This window comes from Streptomyces sp. NPDC054887 (assembly GCF_053610585.1).
Genome location: NZ_JBSGYQ010000001.1, coordinates 84707 through 101526 on the forward strand (window position 1 = coordinate 84707; position 16820 = coordinate 101526).

At 68.2% G+C, this 16820-nt stretch carries 14 protein-coding genes and 1 tRNA gene; 4 read left to right on the top strand and 11 right to left on the bottom strand.

What is annotated here, in order from left to right; genetic code table 11:
* Window positions 1-125: 125 nt before the first annotated feature.
* From ACWGH0_RS00400 to dnaA, 11 genes are all read right to left on the bottom strand, one after another.
* Complete coding sequence (locus ACWGH0_RS00400) at window positions 126-1532, bottom strand: hypothetical protein (protein WP_453402051.1); 1407 nt, start codon at window positions 1530-1532, stop codon at window positions 126-128.
* A gap of 229 nt (window positions 1533-1761) precedes the next feature.
* Window positions 1762-1896 (bottom strand): DLW-39 family protein, encoded by a 135-nt coding sequence (locus tag ACWGH0_RS00405; RefSeq protein ID WP_003958712.1) that lies wholly within the window; start codon window positions 1894-1896, stop codon window positions 1762-1764.
* A gap of 170 nt (window positions 1897-2066) precedes the next feature.
* Window positions 2067-2140: transfer RNA gene (locus ACWGH0_RS00410), tRNA-Ile, on the bottom strand.
* Between the two features lie 61 nt (window positions 2141-2201).
* On the bottom strand, window positions 2202-2783 hold the full coding sequence (locus tag ACWGH0_RS00415; protein ID WP_453401874.1) for a DUF3566 domain-containing protein: 582 nt from the start codon (window positions 2781-2783) through the stop codon (window positions 2202-2204).
* 93 nt (window positions 2784-2876) lie between these two features.
* Window positions 2877-5507: a DNA gyrase subunit A gene (gene gyrA / locus ACWGH0_RS00420; protein WP_453401875.1), complete on the bottom strand. Its 2631-nt coding sequence runs from the start codon at window positions 5505-5507 to the stop codon at window positions 2877-2879.
* Window positions 5508-5556: 49 nt separating this feature from the next.
* Complete coding sequence (gene gyrB, locus ACWGH0_RS00425; RefSeq protein ID WP_453401876.1) at window positions 5557-7656, bottom strand: DNA topoisomerase (ATP-hydrolyzing) subunit B; 2100 nt, start codon at window positions 7654-7656, stop codon at window positions 5557-5559.
* Between the two features lie 251 nt (window positions 7657-7907).
* Window positions 7908-8474 (bottom strand): DUF721 domain-containing protein, encoded by a 567-nt coding sequence (locus ACWGH0_RS00430; protein WP_453402052.1) that lies wholly within the window; start codon window positions 8472-8474, stop codon window positions 7908-7910.
* A 23-nt stretch (window positions 8475-8497) separates the two neighbouring features.
* Window positions 8498-9628, bottom strand: a complete 1131-nt coding sequence (gene recF, locus ACWGH0_RS00435) for a DNA replication/repair protein RecF (RefSeq protein WP_453401877.1) — start codon at window positions 9626-9628, stop codon at window positions 8498-8500.
* Between the two features lie 30 nt (window positions 9629-9658).
* The gene (gene gnd / locus ACWGH0_RS00440; protein ID WP_453401878.1) at window positions 9659-10540 is read right to left on the bottom strand and encodes a phosphogluconate dehydrogenase (NAD(+)-dependent, decarboxylating); all 882 of its coding nucleotides are present in this window, start codon (window positions 10538-10540) and stop codon (window positions 9659-9661) included.
* 67 nt (window positions 10541-10607) lie between these two features.
* Window positions 10608-11738 carry a DNA polymerase III subunit beta gene (gene dnaN / locus ACWGH0_RS00445; RefSeq protein ID WP_453401879.1) on the bottom strand — a complete coding sequence of 377 codons (1131 nt, stop codon included), beginning with the start codon at window positions 11736-11738 and terminating at the stop codon, window positions 10608-10610.
* Between the two features lie 850 nt (window positions 11739-12588).
* Window positions 12589-14331, bottom strand: a complete 1743-nt coding sequence (gene dnaA / locus ACWGH0_RS00450; protein ID WP_453401880.1) for a chromosomal replication initiator protein DnaA — start codon at window positions 14329-14331, stop codon at window positions 12589-12591.
* Between the two features lie 366 nt (window positions 14332-14697).
* Here dnaA and rpmH point away from each other — a divergent pair, with 366 nt between their 5' ends.
* The 4 genes from rpmH to yidC are packed head-to-tail and all read left to right on the top strand — an operon-like array spanning window position 14698 to window position 16805.
* Window positions 14698-14835 carry a 50S ribosomal protein L34 gene (gene rpmH / locus ACWGH0_RS00455; protein WP_019707372.1) on the top strand — a complete coding sequence of 46 codons (138 nt, stop codon included), beginning with the start codon at window positions 14698-14700 and terminating at the stop codon, window positions 14833-14835.
* Window positions 14836-14853: 18 nt separating this feature from the next.
* The gene (rnpA, locus tag ACWGH0_RS00460; RefSeq protein WP_453401881.1) at window positions 14854-15228 is read left to right on the top strand and encodes a ribonuclease P protein component; all 375 of its coding nucleotides are present in this window, start codon (window positions 14854-14856) and stop codon (window positions 15226-15228) included.
* A complete protein-coding gene (gene yidD, locus ACWGH0_RS00465; protein WP_453401882.1) occupies window positions 15225-15566 on the top strand; it encodes a membrane protein insertion efficiency factor YidD in 342 nt (113 codons plus the stop codon). Before rnpA ends, yidD begins: the two co-directional genes overlap by 4 nt.
* 3 nt (window positions 15567-15569) lie before the next feature.
* Window positions 15570-16805 carry a membrane protein insertase YidC gene (gene yidC / locus ACWGH0_RS00470; RefSeq protein WP_453401883.1) on the top strand — a complete coding sequence of 412 codons (1236 nt, stop codon included), beginning with the start codon at window positions 15570-15572 and terminating at the stop codon, window positions 16803-16805.
* Window positions 16806-16820 lie beyond the last annotated feature (15 nt).

Below are 16820 nucleotides of genomic sequence, written 5' to 3' on the forward strand. Positions count from 1 at the left end.
CGCTACGCCAGAACCGCCCCCGACCCACCTCCGCAGCACCTCCGAGCCGTCCCAGACCGATCCGGAGCCGATTCCGAGCCGCCCCGGAACCCATCCGGAGCTGGCCCCTCCACAGGGCAGGGCCCCTACCGGGCGGCCGGCGGCCCATACCGCGCAGGCGACGTCCCGCCGTCCCGTACGTCCCGCGCAGAGCCGATCGCCGCTCCTGGACCGCCACCGGGACCACTCCCAGAGCCGCCCCCCGAACCGCCCCTCGGCGCCCCCGCCGCCCGCCGGCGGGCCACGAGCGTCCACACCCCGAGCCCGAGCACCAGCACAGTGCCTGCCCCGATCCCGCCGGCCGCCACCAGCCGCATCGTGTCGCTCTTCGCCGCGGCGGACGCGTCCTGCCCCTCGCGGGCCGCGCTCAGGTCCTCGTCGGTGACCTGGAAGTCACCGGCGGGCCCGGCGTACGCGGGCGCGCCCTTCCCCCTGTCGCCCGTGACGTCCAGCCGCAGCGAGAGCTCGAGCGCCCCCGGCCCGAACTCCTCCTCGACCTCGGGGCTCAGACTGACCCTCAGGTAGTACCAGCCGGCGAACCGCATGCCGTTGACGGCGTCGGAGGAGTCGAAGCGGTTCCCGTACGCCACCGGAGGCAGCGGATCCAGTTCCGCCGACTTCTGCCTGCCGTCGTACGACACGGCACGCGCGCTGTCGACCAGACCCCGCGCCGGGTTGTGCAGCGCCATCGTCAGCGCGTGGGACACCTGCCCGTCGCCCGCCGCGCTGCCGAGGTCCGCACTGGCGAAGAGCTGCTGACCCCAGTCGACGGGCACCTTGTAGAACAGCGTCTCGCCCGGCCTGATCGCGTCCCGCCACTCGCCGCGCTCCAGCCCGGTCGCACTGTGGAAACCCGTTCCGCCCCTGCGGTCCCGTGCCTCGCCCCCGGGCGGCGCGGGGACGCCGCTCGGCCAGTCCCGCGGCGCCTCGCTCGCGCCGCCCGCCCGTACACCGGGTTCGGTCACGTGCCGGATCTCCAGCTCCCAGGGGTCCCCCGACGAGGTGCCGGCGCCGGTCCGCTCGATCAGGACGTAGTACCGGTCCGCCTGCTGGCAGGAGGCGCCGTCCTCAATGGTCCGGTGGGCGTAGGTCCCGATCGGCCGGGGGAACTCGGCCGAGCCGAACCGGACGCTGTCGCGGGCGCACGAGTCGCCGTCGCGATCCTGGAGCGTCACCTCGAGCTCGTCGTCGTACGAGACCTTCGTCCCCGGCCGGGGCACGGCCGTCACCGACACATAGGCGTGGGACGCGGCGTCGAGCTCCACGCGGTAGAAGAGTTCGCCGCCCGGCCCGATCGCGTCGCGGTACGTCCCACCCCGGGCCAGCGGGGGCGCGTCGGTGGTGTCCGCCGTCCCCTCGACCGTCCTCGCCGTCGGCTCGAAGGCGTACGCACCGGGCTCGTCCGCGGCGCGCGCCTGCGCCGGAAGCACCGCCGCCGCGCACAGCGCCGCCACCACGGCCGGCGCCACCCTGCCCCTGCCGCGCTGCCTCATCACGCGCCACCCCCTGTCGTCCCGCCGGTCCATCCTGCCCCGACGGCCCCGGCGCTGTCTGCGCCACCGCCCTCGACTTTGCCTAAGCAACCCAATAATTTGCTCGTGGAGAACTCAAGCAAGGCACCGTCACGGTCCGGCGACGACCCACCACAACCCGTTCGGCCCCCGGGCAGCACAAAGCCCCGACCGCTTCAGCGACCGGGGCCAGTACGGGACCTACTGGGTCTCACACACCCGAACCTGCGGGCACGGAGTCAGTCGCCTCCGTCCACAGATCCTGCTCGGCGCGATCCGCCTGGATCTGGCGGTACACGAGGAGCCCGCCGATGGCGGCCAGTGCGACCAGGAGAAGCTTCTTCACCGCGCGACCTCGTCTTTCCTTGACGTAGGAGACCTTTGGCGCCCGACTATACACACCGACCGATACCGATCGGTGACCTAGATACCCGTGCCCAACTGACGCGGGCCACACAGCAGAAGGCCCGGCAGATCTTTCGATCTGCCGGGCCTTTGACCTTCTCAGGTCCGCGGTGGGGCTAACAGGATTTGAACCTGTGGCCTCATCCTTATCAGGGATGCGCTCTAACCAACTGAGCTATAGCCCCGCGCTGCCCCTGAAGATTAGCGCACCTCTGGGGCAGTACCAAAATCGGTTCCGCCGGCCCGCTACTCGTCCTCGGCGAGCGTCAGCTCGACGCCCCCAACGAAGCCCGCCGACAGGTTGTAGATGAACGCGCCGAGCGTCGCCAGCGCCGTGGCCAGCACCACGTCGATCATCGCGATGACCGACGTGAAGATCAGGACGCGCGGCAGCGACAGGAAGGACTGCAGGTCGAAGCCGTTGCTCTCGTTGGAGCCCGTCGCCTCGCTGATCGTCCCGCCCACCGTCGAGAAGACGCCCATCGCGTCCATGACCATCCACAGCACGGCCGCAGCCACCACCGTGCAGATGCCCAGCGCGATGGAGAGCAGGAAGCTGACCTTCATCACCGACCACGGATCGGCCTTGGCCACCCGCAGCCGCGCCTTGCGCGTACGCGGCGTCGTACGCGCCCCCGTACGCGGCAGACGCACCGCGGCGGCGCCGGACTGCTGCCCGGCCCGCTGCTGGCCGCCCTGGGGCGACGGGTACGCCTGCGGCGGGTGGTACGGCTGAGCCGTCTGCCCCTGCGGCTCACGCTCGCCCGGCAGCGGCCCGCTCCCGTACCCGTCGTAACCCTGCGGCTGAGACCCTCGCGTATCCGTCACAGTCCCCCCCTGGGAGTCCGCGGCAGAGCCACGGGCACCGGGTGCTCCAGATTCAGAAGCGGCCGCTCCGGCGCCCGTGGCTCCACTCACGCTCTACTCCTCGTGCTCCCCGGCCGAAGGCGCTGCGCCCTCGGCGGATTCGGTGACCTCGACCTCGTCGCCCTCGACCGCGTCGGTGTCGGCCCCTTCGGGACCCTCGACCTCTTCGGCCTCACGACCGGCCTCGGCGTTGCGAGCGATACCGACGACGGCATCGCGCTTGCCCAGGTTGATCAGTTGGACGCCCATGGTGTCACGGCCCGTCTCCCTGACTTCGCTGACTCGCGTACGGATCACACCACCGCCGAGCGTGATGGCGAGGATTTCGTCCGTCTCCTCCACCACCAGCGCGCCGACCAGCGAGCCCCGGTCCTCAACGATCTTGGCGGCCTTGATGCCCAGACCACCGCGACCCTGCACCCGGTACTCGTCGACGGGGGTCCGCTTCGCGTACCCGCCGTCGGTGGCGGTGAACACGAACGTACCGGCCCGCACGACATTCATCGAGAGCAGCTCGTCGCCTTCGCGGAAGCTCATGCCCTTCACACCCGACGTGGCACGGCCCATCGGACGCAGCGCGTCGTCGGTCGCCGTGAAACGGATCGACTGCGCCTTCCGGCTGACCAGCAGCAGGTCGTCCTCGGCCGACACCAGCTCCGCGCCGATCAGCTCGTCGTCGCCGCCGTCCGCGGTCTCCCGCAGGTTGATCGCGATGACACCACCGGAGCGCGGCGAGTCGTAGTCCTTCAGCGACGTCTTCTTCACCAGGCCGCCCTTGGTGGCCAGGATCAGGTACGGCGCCGCCTCGTAGTCACGGATCGCCAGGATCTGCGCGATCTGCTCGTCCGGCTGGAACGCGAGCAGGTTCGCGACGTGCTGACCCCGCGCGTCCCGGCCGGCGTCCGGCAGCTCGTACGCCTTCGCCCGGTACACCCGGCCCTTGTTCGTGAAGAACAGCAGCCAGTGGTGCGTCGTCGATACGAAGAAGTGGTCGACGATGTCGTCTTCCTTCAGCTTCGTACCGCGCACGCCCTTGCCGCCGCGCTTCTGCGACCGGTAGTCGTCCGTCTTCGTACGCTTCACATAGCCGCCACGCGTGATCGTGACGACGATGTCCTCCTCGGCGATCAGGTCCTCGATGGACATGTCACCGTCGAAGGGCACCAGCTTGGAGCGCCGGTCGTCACCGAACTTGTCGACGATCGCGGCCAGTTCCTCGCTGATGATCTGCCGCTGACGCTGCGGCGAGGCGAGGATCGCGTTGTACTCGTTGATCTTCGCCTGGAGCTCGTCGTGCTCCGCGACGATCTTCTGCCGCTCCAGAGCCGCCAGCCGGCGCAGCTGCATCTCCAGGATCGCGTTCGCCTGGATCTCGTCGATCTCCAGCAGGCCCATCAGGCCCTCACGCGCCACGTCGACCGTCTGGCTGCGCCGGATCAGCGCGATGACCTCGTCGATCGCGTCCAGCGCCTTGAGCAGACCGCGCAGGATGTGCGCCCGCTCCTCCGCCTTGCGCAGACGGAACCGCGTACGCCGGACGACGACCTCGATCTGGTGCGTCACCCAGTGCCGGATGAACGCGTCCAGCGACAGCGTGCGCGGCACACCGTCCACCAGCGCCAGCATGTTCGCGCCGAAGTTCGTCTGCAGGTCGGTGTGCTTGTACAGGTTGTTCAGCACGACCTTCGCGACCGCGTCCCGCTTCAGCACGATGACCAGGCGCTGACCCGTTCGCGAAGACGTCTCGTCACGGACGTCCGCGATGCCGCCGACCTTGCCGTCCTTCACCAGGTCGGCGATCTTCTGCGCGAGGTTGTCCGGGTTCGTCTGGTACGGAAGCTCCGTGACCACCAGGCACTGGCGGTTCTGGATCTCCTCGACCGCCACCACCGCGCGCATCGTGATCGAGCCGCGGCCCGTCCGGTACGCCTCCTCGATGCCCTTGCGGCCCACCACCAGCGCGCCGGTCGGGAAGTCGGGGCCCTTGATGCGCTCCATCAGCGCGTCGAGCAGCTCCTCGTGACCCGCGTCCGGGTTCTCCAGGAACCACTGCGCGCCCGCCGCCACCTCCCGCAGGTTGTGCGGCGGGATGTTCGTGGCCATACCGACCGCGATACCCGCCGAACCGTTGATCAGCAGGTTCGGGAACCGCGCCGGCAGAACCGTCGGCTCCTGGTTGCGGCCGTCGTAGTTGTCCTGGAAGTCGACGGTCTCCTCGTCGATGTCCCGGACCATCTCCATGGCCAGCGGCATCATCTTGCACTCGGTGTACCGCATCGCCGCGGCCGGGTCGTTGCCCGGAGAACCGAAGTTGCCGTTGGAGTCCACCAGCGGCATCCGCATCGACCAGTGCTGCGCCAGGCGGACCAGGGCGTCGTAGATCGAGGAGTCGCCGTGCGGGTGGTACGTACCCATGACGTCACCGACGACACGGGCGCACTTGTAGAAGCCCTTCTCGGGCCGGTAACCGCCGTCGTACATCGCGTACAGCACACGGCGGTGCACGGGCTTCAGACCGTCCCGCACGTCGGGCAGCGCACGCGACACGATGACGGACATCGCGTAGTCGAGATACGAACGCTGCATCTCCGTCTCGAGCCCCACGGGCTCGACACGCATGCCCACACCCTCGACGGGCGGCACCGCTTCGGGCGTCACGGGGACAGGGGTGTTCTCGTCGGCCATTGCTGGTCAAAATCCTTTCGAGCTGCGGCTGGTGGCGTGCACAACCGGCTCAGATGTCGAGGAAGCGGACGTCCTTGGCGTTGCGCTGGATGAACGAGCGCCGCGCCTCGACGTCCTCACCCATCAGCACCGAGAACAGGTCGTCGGCCTGCGCCGCGTCGTCCAGGGTGACCTGGCCGAGAACCCGGTGGTCCACGTCCATCGTGGTGATGCGCAGCTCCTCGGCGTTCATCTCACCGAGACCCTTGAAGCGCTGGATCGAGTCGTCCCTGATCCGCTTGCCGTTCTGCTTGCCGAGCTCCACGAGCGCGTCGCGCTCCCGGTCCGAGTAGGCGTACTCGAAGTCGTCCCGGCCCCACTTGATCTTGAACAGCGGCGGCCGCGACAGGTACACGTGCCCCGCCTCGACCAGCGGACGCATGAAGCGGAACAGGAACGTCAGCAGCAGCGTGTTGATGTGCTGACCGTCGACGTCGGCGTCCGCCATCAGGATGATCTTGTGATAGCGGAGCTTCTCGATGTCGAAGTCCTCGTGCACACCCGTACCGAAAGCACTGATCAGCGCCTGGACCTCGGTGTTCTGGAGGATCTTGTCGATACGGGCCTTCTCGACGTTCAGGATCTTGCCCCGGATCGGCAGGATCGCCTGGTACATCGGATTGCGCCCGGACTTCGCCGAACCACCGGCGGAGTCACCCTCGACGATGAAGATCTCGCACTTCGTCGGATCGTTCGACTGGCAGTCGGACAGCTTGCCCGGCAGCGACGCACTCTCCAGCAGACCCTTGCGACGCGTCAGATCACGCGCCTTGCGGGCCGCCACACGGGCGGTGGCCGCCTGGATCGACTTGCGGACGATGTCCGCCGCCTCCAGCGGATTGCGGTCGAACCAGTCGTTGAGGTGCTCGTGCACCACCTTCTGCACGAAGGTCTTCGCCTCCGTGTTGCCCAGCTTGGTCTTCGTCTGACCCTCGAACTGCGGCTCGCCCAGCTTCACCGAGATGATCGCCGTCAGACCCTCGCGGATGTCCTCACCGGCGAGGTTGTCGTCCTTCTCGCGCAGCAGCTTCTTCTCCCGCGCGTACCGGTTCACCAGACCCGTCAGCGCGGCACGGAAGCCCTCTTCGTGCGTACCGCCCTCATGGGTGTGGATCGTGTTGGCGAACGAGTAGACACCCTCGGTGTACTGCGAGTTCCACTGCATCGCGATCTCGACCGAGAGCATCCGCTCCTTGTCCTCGGCCTCCACGTCGATGACCGTGGGGTGGATCAGCTCACCCTTGCGGGAATTGAGGTACTTCACGAAGTCGACGATGCCGCCCTCGTAGTGGTACTTCACCGTCCTCGCCGGCTGCTCGTCCGCCGCCTCGGCGTCCGGGTCGTCGGCGCCCACCGTGGCCTTCGCCGACTCGCGCTCGTCCGTGAGCGTGATCGTCAGGCCCTTGTTGAGGAACGCCATCTCCTGGAAACGGCGCGAAAGCGTCTCGAAGGAGTACTCGGTCGACTCGAAGATGTCCGGGTCTGACCAGAACGTGACCGAGGTGCCGGTCTCCTCGGTCGCCTCGTGCTGCGCGAGAGGCGCGGTCGGGACGCCCATCTTGTAGTCCTGCGTCCAGCGGTAACCGTCGGTCCTGACTTCCACCGAAACCCGGGTGGAAAGCGCGTTGACGACGGAGACACCGACGCCGTGCAGACCGCCGGAGACCGCATAGCCGCCACCGCCGAACTTGCCGCCCGCGTGCAGGACCGTCAGCACGACCTCGACGGCCGGCTTGCCCTCGGACGGGACGATGCCGACGGGGATGCCGCGGCCGTTGTCGACGACGCGGACACCGCCGTCGGCCAGGATCGTCACGTGGATGGTGTCCGCATGACCGGCCAGAGCCTCGTCGACCGAGTTGTCGACGACCTCCTGCACCATGTGGTGCAGACCACGCTCACCGGTCGAGCCGATGTACATGCCGGGTCGCTTGCGGACCGCGTCCAGACCCTCGAGCACGGTGATCGCGCTGGCGTCGTACGACGAGGAGCCCTGCGGTGCGGCCTCGCCGTTCTCACCGGCATCAGTGGACGGAATGTTCTCGTTGGGGTCGCCGGAATCGGCCACGAAGCGCCCTTTCTGGCACAGCACGAGCCGAGACCGCGACATACGGGACCGGCTGCGTCGTTCTGTATAAGTCGACGTGTCCCGCACGCCGGCGGGATTGTCCACCAGTCTACCGGTAGCGCAGACACTCATGGGGGTTTGCCGGTACCTGAGTCCCCATGTGCCGTCCTGAACCGGCGCCGCCCGACTCCCCATATCCGGGAAGGGGCTCCAAGAGGCTCACACGGGCATTGAGCGCTTCCGGCTGTCAAGACCCATCACCGTGAGGGACACCTCACGCGCGCACCCGCTACTCACCCGTAGGTGTCCCCGGGACCCGTACTCCCCGGCGCCCTCAGCGCACCGAAACGACGCGGCGGACCACCAGGCCCCCAGATCTTGATCATCCGCACCGTGTCCCGGCCCAGATCCGCGTTCAACCGCGTCAGAAGCTCCCGCTGCATCAACCGCAACTGCGTCGCCCAAGCCGTCGAATCGCACTGCACCGTCAGAACCCGCTCGTCCTCGTCATAACGCTGCGGCACACAGTGCTTCGCCAGATCCCCGCCCACGATCTCCGGCCACCGGCCCATCACCCCGCCGACCGCCATCGGCATCTCCCAGCCGCGCTCGGTCTTCAACCGGTCCAGCGCCGCCCCCAACGCCAACGGATCACGACCGTCCGCCCCCGAACCCGACCGCAGCCCACCACCACGCCGCGCCTGCGTCCGCTGCTGCGCCGCCGCACCCCGCGCCCGCGCCTGCTCCTTCGCCGCACGCAACGCCACCCGCGCCAAATCCACCCCCGCCGACACCGGCGCCTCCGGCGCGACCCCCTGCACCGGCACCCTCAACGGCTCCTGGGACGACTCCCCGCTCATCCCACCAGCCCCACTCAGATCGCTCATACCCGCGCCACCTCGCCGCCGGACACCACATACCGCGCACCCGACAACACCCCCGGCACGTCGTCGTCCACCGCCGCCGTCACCAGCACCTGCTCACCCGGCGCCACCAGCTCCGCCAACCGCTCCCGCCGCCGCGCGTCCAGCTCCGCGAACACGTCGTCGAGCACCAGCACCGGCTCATTGCCCTCCGCACGCAACAAGTCGTACGAAGCCAGCCGCAGCGACAACGCGAACGACCACGACTCCCCGTGACTCGCGTAACCCTTCGCCGGCAGCTCCCCCAGCTTCAGCACCAGGTCGTCCCGATGCGGACCCACCAACGTCACACCCCGCTCGATCTCCTGCTTCCGCGCACCCGCCAGCGCCGCCAGCAACAGTCCGTACAACTCCTCGCGCGCCTGCGCCCCGCCGACACCCTCACCGACCGAACTCCGGTACTCCAACGACACCGGACCCCCGCCCGGCGCCAGCTGCTCGTACGCCTTGTCCGCCATCGGCCGCAGCGTCGCGATCAGATCCAGCCGCTGCGCCAGCACCTCCGCACCCACCTGCGCCAGATGCTGGTCCCACACGTCCAGCGTCGACATGTCCATCGACCGCCCACCGTGCCGCCGCGCCATCGCCGCCGACTTCAACAACGTGTTCCGCTGCTTCAGCACCCGCTCGTAGTCCGACCGCACCCCCGCCATCCGCGGGGACCGCGCCGTCACCAGCTCGTCGAGGAACCGCCGCCGCTCACCCGGGTCACCCTTCACCAGCGCCAGATCCTCCGGCGCGAACAGCACCGTCCGGACGATCCCCAGCACATCCCGCGGCCTGACCTGCGACGACCTGTTGATACGCGCCCGATTCGCCCGGCCCGGATTCAGCTCGAGCTCCACCAGCTGCTGCCGCTCGCCCTGCGTCACCGCGGCCCGCACCACCGCCCGCTCCGCACCCATGCGCACCAGCGGAGCGTCCGAGGCCACCCGGTGACTGCCGAGCGTCGCGAGATACCCGACCGCCTCGACGAGATTCGTCTTGCCCTGCCCGTTCTGCCCCACGAAAACGGAAACGCCCGGATCGAGAGGGACCTCGACCCGGGCGTACGAGCGGAAGTCGGCCAGCGACAGATGCGTGACGTGCATGGCGTGCGCCGACCTTCTCCCAGCTCTGAACTACTTCTTCGTCGACTCGACCGCGTGACCACCGAACTGGTTGCGCAGGGCAGCGATCATCTTCATCTGCGGAGAGTCGTCCTGGCGCGACGCGAACCGCGCGAACAGCGACGCGGTGATCGCGGGCAGCGGCACCGCGTTGTCGATCGCCGCCTCCACCGTCCAGCGACCCTCACCCGAATCGGCGGCGAACCCGCGCAGCTTCTCCAGGTGCTCGTCGTCGTCCAGCGCGTTGACCGCCAGGTCCAGCAGCCAGGAACGGATGACCGTGCCCTCCTGCCAGGACCGGAACACCTCACGCACGTCCGTGACGGAGTCGACCTTCTCCAGCAGCTCCCAGCCCTCGGCGTACGCCTGCATCATGGCGTACTCGATGCCGTTGTGAACCATCTTCGCGAAGTGACCGGCACCCACCTTGCCCGCGTGCACCGAACCGAAATCGCCCTCGGGCTTCAGCGCGTCGAAGACCGGCTGCACCTTGGCGACGTTCTCCGCGTCGCCGCCGTACATCAGCGCGTAGCCGTTCTCCAGGCCCCAGACACCACCCGAGACACCGCAGTCGACGAAGCCGATGCCCTTGAGACCCAGCTCCACCGCGTGCTTCTCGTCGTCCGTCCAGCGCGAGTTCCCGCCGTCCACGACCACGTCGCCCGGCTCCAGCAGCTCGGCCAGCTCGTCGATCGTGGACTGGGTCGCGGCACCGGCCGGCACCATCACCCACACCACCCGCGGGCCCTTGAGCTTGGCCACAAGCTCCTCGAGGCTGTGGACATCCGCGACGTCCGGGTTGCGGTCGTAACCGATGACGGTGTGGCCTGCGCGGCGGATGCGCTCACGCATGTTGCCGCCCATTTTGCCGAGGCCGACGAGACCGAGCTCCATCAGAGATTCCTTAAGCGTCGTGGCGATTCGTACCCGCGACCGAGCCTACGCCCGGCCGGCACAGCCCTCAGCCCGAGAGCCGCACCGGCATGATCAGGTACTTGTACGCCTCGTCCGCCTCGGCATCCACCGCGGGCCTGCCGCTCAGCAGCGCCGGCTTCGTCGACGTCGTGAACGACAGCTGGGCCACCGGCGAGTCGATCGCGCTCAGACCGTCGAGCAGGAAGGTCGGGTTGAAGGCGATCGAGATGTCGTCGCCCTCCAGGTTCGCGTCGACCCGCTCCACAGCCTGTGCGTCGTCGCTCGAACCCGCCTCCAGGATCAGCACGCCCTGCTCGAAGCTGAGGCGCACCGGGGTGTTCCGCTCGGCCACCAGCGCCACACGCTTGACGGCCTCGACGAACGGGGCCGTCTCGATCACCGCGACGGAGTTGAACTCGGTCGGGAAGAGCGTCCGGTACTTCGGCAGGTCGCCCTCGAGCAGACGCGTCGTCGTACGGCGGCCCGCGCCCTCGAAACCGATCAGACCCTCGCCCGCACCGGAGCTCGACAGCGCCAGCGTGACCGTGTCACCGCTGGTCAGGGACTTTGCGGTGTCCAGCAGCGTCTTGGCGGGCACCAGCGCCACGGCCGACGCCTCAGGGTCCTCCGGCTTCCACATGAACTCGCGCACCGCGAAGCGGTAGCGGTCGGTGGAGGCCAGGGTGACCGTGTCGCCCTCGATCTCGATACGCACACCCGTGAGCACCGGCAGCGTGTCGTCGCGGCCGGCGGCGATGGCGACCTGCGCGGCGGCGGAGGCGAAGACCTCACCGGGGACGGTGCCGGTCGCGGTCGGCATCTGCGGCAGCGCCGGGTATTCCTCCACGGGAAGGGTGTGGAGGGTGAACCGGGAGGAGCCGCAGACCACGGTCGCCCGTACACCGTCTGTGGAAATCTCCACCGGACGGTTCGGCAGGGCGCGGCAGATGTCGGCGAGCAGCCGGCCGGAGACCAGGACGGTGCCGTCCTCCTCCACGTCCGCCTCGACCGAGACCCGCGCCGACACCTCGTAGTCGAAGCCGGAGAGGCTCAGCGCGCCGTCCTCCGCCTTCAGAAGAAGGCCCGCGAGAACGGGGACCGGCGGACGGGCCGGAAGGCTGCGAGCCGTCCAGGCCACCGCCTCCGCGAGTACATCGCGCTCAACCCGGATCTTCACCGGAACCGCCTCCTGCTTGTTGCTGGCTCGCCCTGCTGGCCGTCGTGGTCTGGGGTCGTCTGGCTGTGTTGCCGGGGACCAGTCTGACGCACGGCACCGACAGTCGGTGCGGCTCGGGGTCAAGTCGGGTCGGGAGGCGTCGCCGGCTCCGGGACCGAGTTGTGCACAGGCCCCTCTTCCAAGCGAATTCCGAGCTCTCTCTAAGTGGGAGTAGTAGTAGGGCCTGTGGAAACGGTGGATAACCCCGTTTGCGCAGGTCAGGCCCACTTTTTTGTCCACCGCGCCTGTGGGCGGAACCGGTGGACAACTCGGTGCTTCTGTGGACGCCCGAAAGTTACACACACGCGGTGCACAGGCAGGGGTCACTTCTCCCCAGCGCTGTCCCCAGCTTTACCCATGTTCCCCACAGCCCAACCGACCTCCTTGGTGTGACCGCTTTCACTCGCGGCGGTGAGGGCGCGTGTTTCGTTGCCGAACAGTGGACAGGGGTGTGGATTAGCTGTGCACAAGGCGGCCCAGCCTGTGGGCCGCCGGTGGACAACCAAGATCGCGCCCTGTGGACAAATTTTCCGTCCACAGCCTGTGGATGAAGGTTGACCACAAATCCACAACCACCTGACCTGGGGTGATGAAGTCTCCGGAACCACCCCTGTGGACCCAATCTGGACAACTTCGCAGTCCCCAGGGTGTGGACGGAACATCCTGCCCTGTTCTGTGGAGAACGGAGTCCCGAAGGCGGGTATTCGAACACCGCCCGGGCGCCGAACGGCGAAGGGCGCCCGGGGAGTTCGTCCCCGGGCGCCCTTCGGAGCCTCGTGCGAGCGCGGCACGGAGCCGTCCCCGCGCCGTGTCAGCCGTTCTTGATGCGGTTCGTGAGCTCGGTGACCTGGTTGTAGATGGAACGCCGCTCCGCCATCAGCGCGCGGATCTTGCGGTCGGCGTGCATCACGGTCGTATGGTCCCGGCCGCCGAACTGCGCACCGATCTTCGGCAGCGACAGATCCGTCAGCTCCCGGCACAGGTACATCGCGATCTGCCGCGCCGTGACCAGCACCCGGCTGCGGGAGGAGCCGCAGAGGTCCTCGACCGTCAGCCCGAAGTAGTCCGCGGTGGCCGCCATGATGGCGCCCGCCGTGATCTCAGGAGACGCGTCCTCGCCACCCGGGATCAGGTCCTTCAGGACGATCTCGGTCAGCCCGAGGTCCACCGGCTGCCGGTTGAGCGACGCGAACGCCGTCACCCGGATCAGCGCGCCCTCCAGCTCACGGATGTTGCGGGAGATGCGGGACGCGATGAACTCCAGTACCTCCGGCGGGGCGTTGAGCTGCTCCTGGACCGCCTTCTTGCGGAGGATCGCGATGCGCGTCTCCAGCTCCGGCGGCTGTACGTCGGTGGTCAGACCCCACTCGAACCGGTTGCGCAGCCGGTCCTCCAGGGTCACCAGCTGCTTGGGCGGCCGGTCCGAGGAGAGCACGATCTGCTTGTTCGCGTTGTGGAGCGTGTTGAAGGTGTGGAAGAACTCCTCCTGCGTCGACTCCTTGCTCGCCAGGAACTGGATGTCGTCGACGAGCAGGATGTCCACGTCGCGGTAGCGCTTGCGGAACGCGTCGCCCTTGCCGTCGCGGATGGAGTTGATGAACTCATTGGTGAACTCCTCGGAGCTCACGTACCGCACCCGGGTGCCGGGGTAGAGGCTCCGCGCGTAGTGCCCGATCGCGTGCAGCAGGTGCGTCTTGCCGAGCCCGGACTCCCCGTAGATGAACAGCGGGTTGTACGCCTTCGCCGGCGCCTCGGCCACGGCCACCGCGGCCGCGTGGGCGAAGCGGTTGGACGAGCCGATGACGAAGGTGTCGAAGAGGTACTTCGGGTTGAGGCGGGCGTGCGGCTCGCCGGGGCCGGGCGCCGAAGCCTGCGCGGCCAGCGGCCCGGGAGCGCCGCCGGACTGCATCGAGGAGCCGGGGCCGCCGCGGTGCGGGGCCGGCTGGTCCTGGTGATCGCGGCGATCGGGACGTTCGTGGCGTTCGTGGCGCGGAGGCTGGTCGTAGTGCGGCTGCTCGTACTGCTGGCGCTCGGGGGCCTGCTGCCGGTAGTCGTGCTCCGGCGGCCGCGTGGCGTACGGGTCGCGTTCCTGGAATCCGCCGAGCCGGGGCTGCTGCCAGCCGTGGTCGTCCTGCGGCCTGGGCCAGGAGCCCTGGTCGTGGCGCGGCTGGCGGTAGTCGGGGTACGCGGGCCTGGCGGTCGGCAGGTCGTCGGCCGGGGGGCGGTGCCCGTAGGTGTCGTACGACTCGTGCTGGGGCTGCTGCTGGGGGGCGGGTTCGGCGGCCGAGTCGTCGACGGTGATCGCGATCCGGATCGGGCGGCCGCACTCACGGCTCAGCGTCTCGCTGATGAGCGGCGCCAGCCGGCCCTCCAGGACGCGCTTGCCCCACTCGTTGGGGACGGCGAGCAGCGCCGTGTCGGCGACCAGTGCGAGCGGCTGGCAGCGCTCGATCCACTGTTTGTCCTTGGGCTCGATGCCCTGCTGGCCCTCTCCGAGCAGATGCTCCAGCACTCGTGGCCACACTGCGGCAAGATCGGCAGGTACGTCAGCCACAGGGCACGCTCTCTCACAGGTCCCACGAAGGTGTGGTTCTTGGGACGGGATGGGAAGGACAGGCAAGGACACAACGGATAAGAATCCAAGTTCATGCACGGTAGTCGGGGGTCGTCGCGTGCATCAAGTTGTTGTCCACAGCCTGTGCACAGTCGACCCGGGTGACGGGTCGGTTTGACCGGATGGCGTAGCCGCGCGTACCGTGACCAGGTCGAGTTGTCGATGGCTGCTGCCGCCTGCCTCCGATGGGCAAAGATCACGGTCTGTGATCGTGAAGCGGTGCACACGGGCGTTGCGAGCTTCCTCGTGGGCGCACGGTGACAGCCAGGCGATGCCCCGCCACCACACCACTTCTGGAGCCCCCGAGTGAGCAAGCGCACCTTCCAGCCGAACAACCGTCGTCGTGCCAAGACCCACGGTTTCCGTCTTCGTATGCGGACGCGTGCCGGTCGCGCCATCCTGGCGACTCGCCGGGCCAAGGGCCGCACGCGCCTTTCCGCCTGATCATCTACAGGTCATGACGTGCTGCCTACCGAGAATCGGCTGAGGCGGCGCGAGGACTTCGCGACCGCGGTACGCCGAGGACGCCGGGCCGGGCGCCCGCTCCTCGTCGTCCATCTGCGAAGCAGCGGTGCAACGGACCCGCACGCGCCCGGGGAGAGCGTTCCCCGGCCGCGTGCGGGTTTCGTCGTCAGCAAAGCCGTCGGCAACGCTGTCGTACGGAACCTGGTGAAGCGCAGGCTTCGCCACCTGGTCCGGGAACGTCTGTCGGAGCTGCCCCCCGGTAGCCTGGTTGTCGTACGGGCATTGCCCGGATCAGGCGATGCCGACCATGCACAGCTGGCCCGAGACCTGGATGCCGCGCTTGAGCGGCTGCTGGGAGGGGGCGCTCGATGAAGTACCCGCTGCTGGCTCTGATCAAGCTGTACCAGTGGACGATCAGTCCGATGCTCGGGCCTGTCTGCCGGTACTACCCGTCGTGCTCCCACTACGGGTTCACGGCCATCGACCGGCACGGTGCTGTCAAGGGCACGGCCCTGACCGCCTGGCGCATCCTGCGGTGCAATCCGTGGTCGCCGGGCGGTGTGGACCATGTCCCGCCGCGCACACGACCGCGCTGGCACGAAGCGCTGCGCAACGCGTGGAGCGGCGACCGCGGCAGCAAGGGCGGGCAGCACTCCGCCGCTGAGATCAACCCGGCCGCAGAGACCTCGCCCAATGCTCAAGGAGCCTGATTAGTGGACACGATTGCCAGTCTGTTCAGCTTTATCACCACCCCAGTTTCCTGGATCATCGTCCAGTTCCACACGCTGTACGGGGCGGTCTTCGGACCTGACACGGGCTGGGCCTGGGGTCTGTCCATCGTGTCCCTGGTGGTGCTGATCCGGATCTGTCTGATCCCGCTGTTCGTCAAGCAGATCAAGTCGACGCGCGGCATGCAGGCGCTCCAGCCTGAGATGAAGAAGATCCAGGAGCGCTACAAGAACGACAAGCAGCGTCAGTCCGAAGAGATGATGAAGCTGTACAAGGAGACGGGTACCAACCCGCTGTCCTCGTGCCTTCCCATCCTGGCGCAGTCGCCGTTCTTCTTCGCCCTGTACCACGTGCTGAGCAAGATCTCCTCGGGTGACGAGATCGGGGTGCTCAACCAGAACCTGGTCGACAGCGCCCGTGAGGCCCACATCTTCGGCGCCCCGATCGCGGCGAAGTTCATGGACAGCGAGGAGAAGGTTCAGGCCCTTCAGGCTTCGCTGACCGATGTGCGCATCGTCACCGCGGTCATGATCATTCTGATGTCGGCGTCGCAGTTCTACACGCAGCGCCAGCTGATGACGAAGAACGTCGACCTGTCGGTCAAGACGCCGTTCATGCAGCAGCAGAAGATGCTCATGTACATCTTCCCGGTCATGTTCGCCGTCATGGGCATCAACTTCCCCGTCGGTGTCCTCGTCTACTGGCTGACCACCAACGTGTGGACCATGGGCCAGCAGATGTACGTGATCCACGGGAACCCCACTCCGGGCAGCAAGGCGCAGGCGCAGCTGCTGGAGCGGATGCAGAAGTCGATCGTCAAGCACGGCAAGGTCCGCAGCCGGCGCGAGCGCAACGTGATCAAGCAGATCGCCGCCAAGGGCCGTGAGCGCAACGAGGCCGAGCGCAAGTTCGTCAAGGGCCTCGGCCTGGCGCGGCTGACGGTCCAGGCCGATGGCACGGTGGCGAAGGGTGAGCCCGAGGTCGAGGCCGAGAGCGGCACGACGCCGGACTCCGGCCCGAAGCGGCAGCAGCCGAAGCGTCTGACCAAGGCGCAGCGTCAGGCCGCCGCCGCCGAGTCCGCGGCGAAGACCTCGCTCGAGAAGGAAGAGCCGGAGGGCAAGCCCAAGACGGCCGCCAAGCCTTCTACTGGTTCCGCACGCCAAGCCAAGTCCGGGCAGCGCAAGGGCCAGCAGCGGCCCAAGCACCCGTCCAAGAAGTAATAAGGAGTCCATCCC

What these genes read in the sequence shown, in the direction of transcription:
- yidD (WP_453401882.1), top strand. Translation starts at nt 15,225, where the DNA reads ATGAAGTACCCGCTGCTGGCTCTGATCAAGCTGTACCAGTGGACGATC.
- ACWGH0_RS00400 (WP_453402051.1), bottom strand. Translation starts at nt 1,532, where the DNA reads ATGAGGCAGCGCGGCAGGGGCAGGGTGGCGCCGGCCGTGGTGGCGGCG.
- gnd (WP_453401878.1), bottom strand. Translation starts at nt 10,540, where the DNA reads ATGGAGCTCGGTCTCGTCGGCCTCGGCAAAATGGGCGGCAACATGCGT.
- gyrA (WP_453401875.1), bottom strand. Translation starts at nt 5,507, where the DNA reads ATGGCCGACGAGAACACCCCTGTCCCCGTGACGCCCGAAGCGGTGCCG.
- ACWGH0_RS00430 (WP_453402052.1), bottom strand. Translation starts at nt 8,474, where the DNA reads ATGAGCGGGGAGTCGTCCCAGGAGCCGTTGAGGGTGCCGGTGCAGGGG.
- gyrB (WP_453401876.1), bottom strand. Translation starts at nt 7,656, where the DNA reads ATGTCGCGGTCTCGGCTCGTGCTGTGCCAGAAAGGGCGCTTCGTGGCC.
- recF (WP_453401877.1), bottom strand. Translation starts at nt 9,628, where the DNA reads ATGCACGTCACGCATCTGTCGCTGGCCGACTTCCGCTCGTACGCCCGG.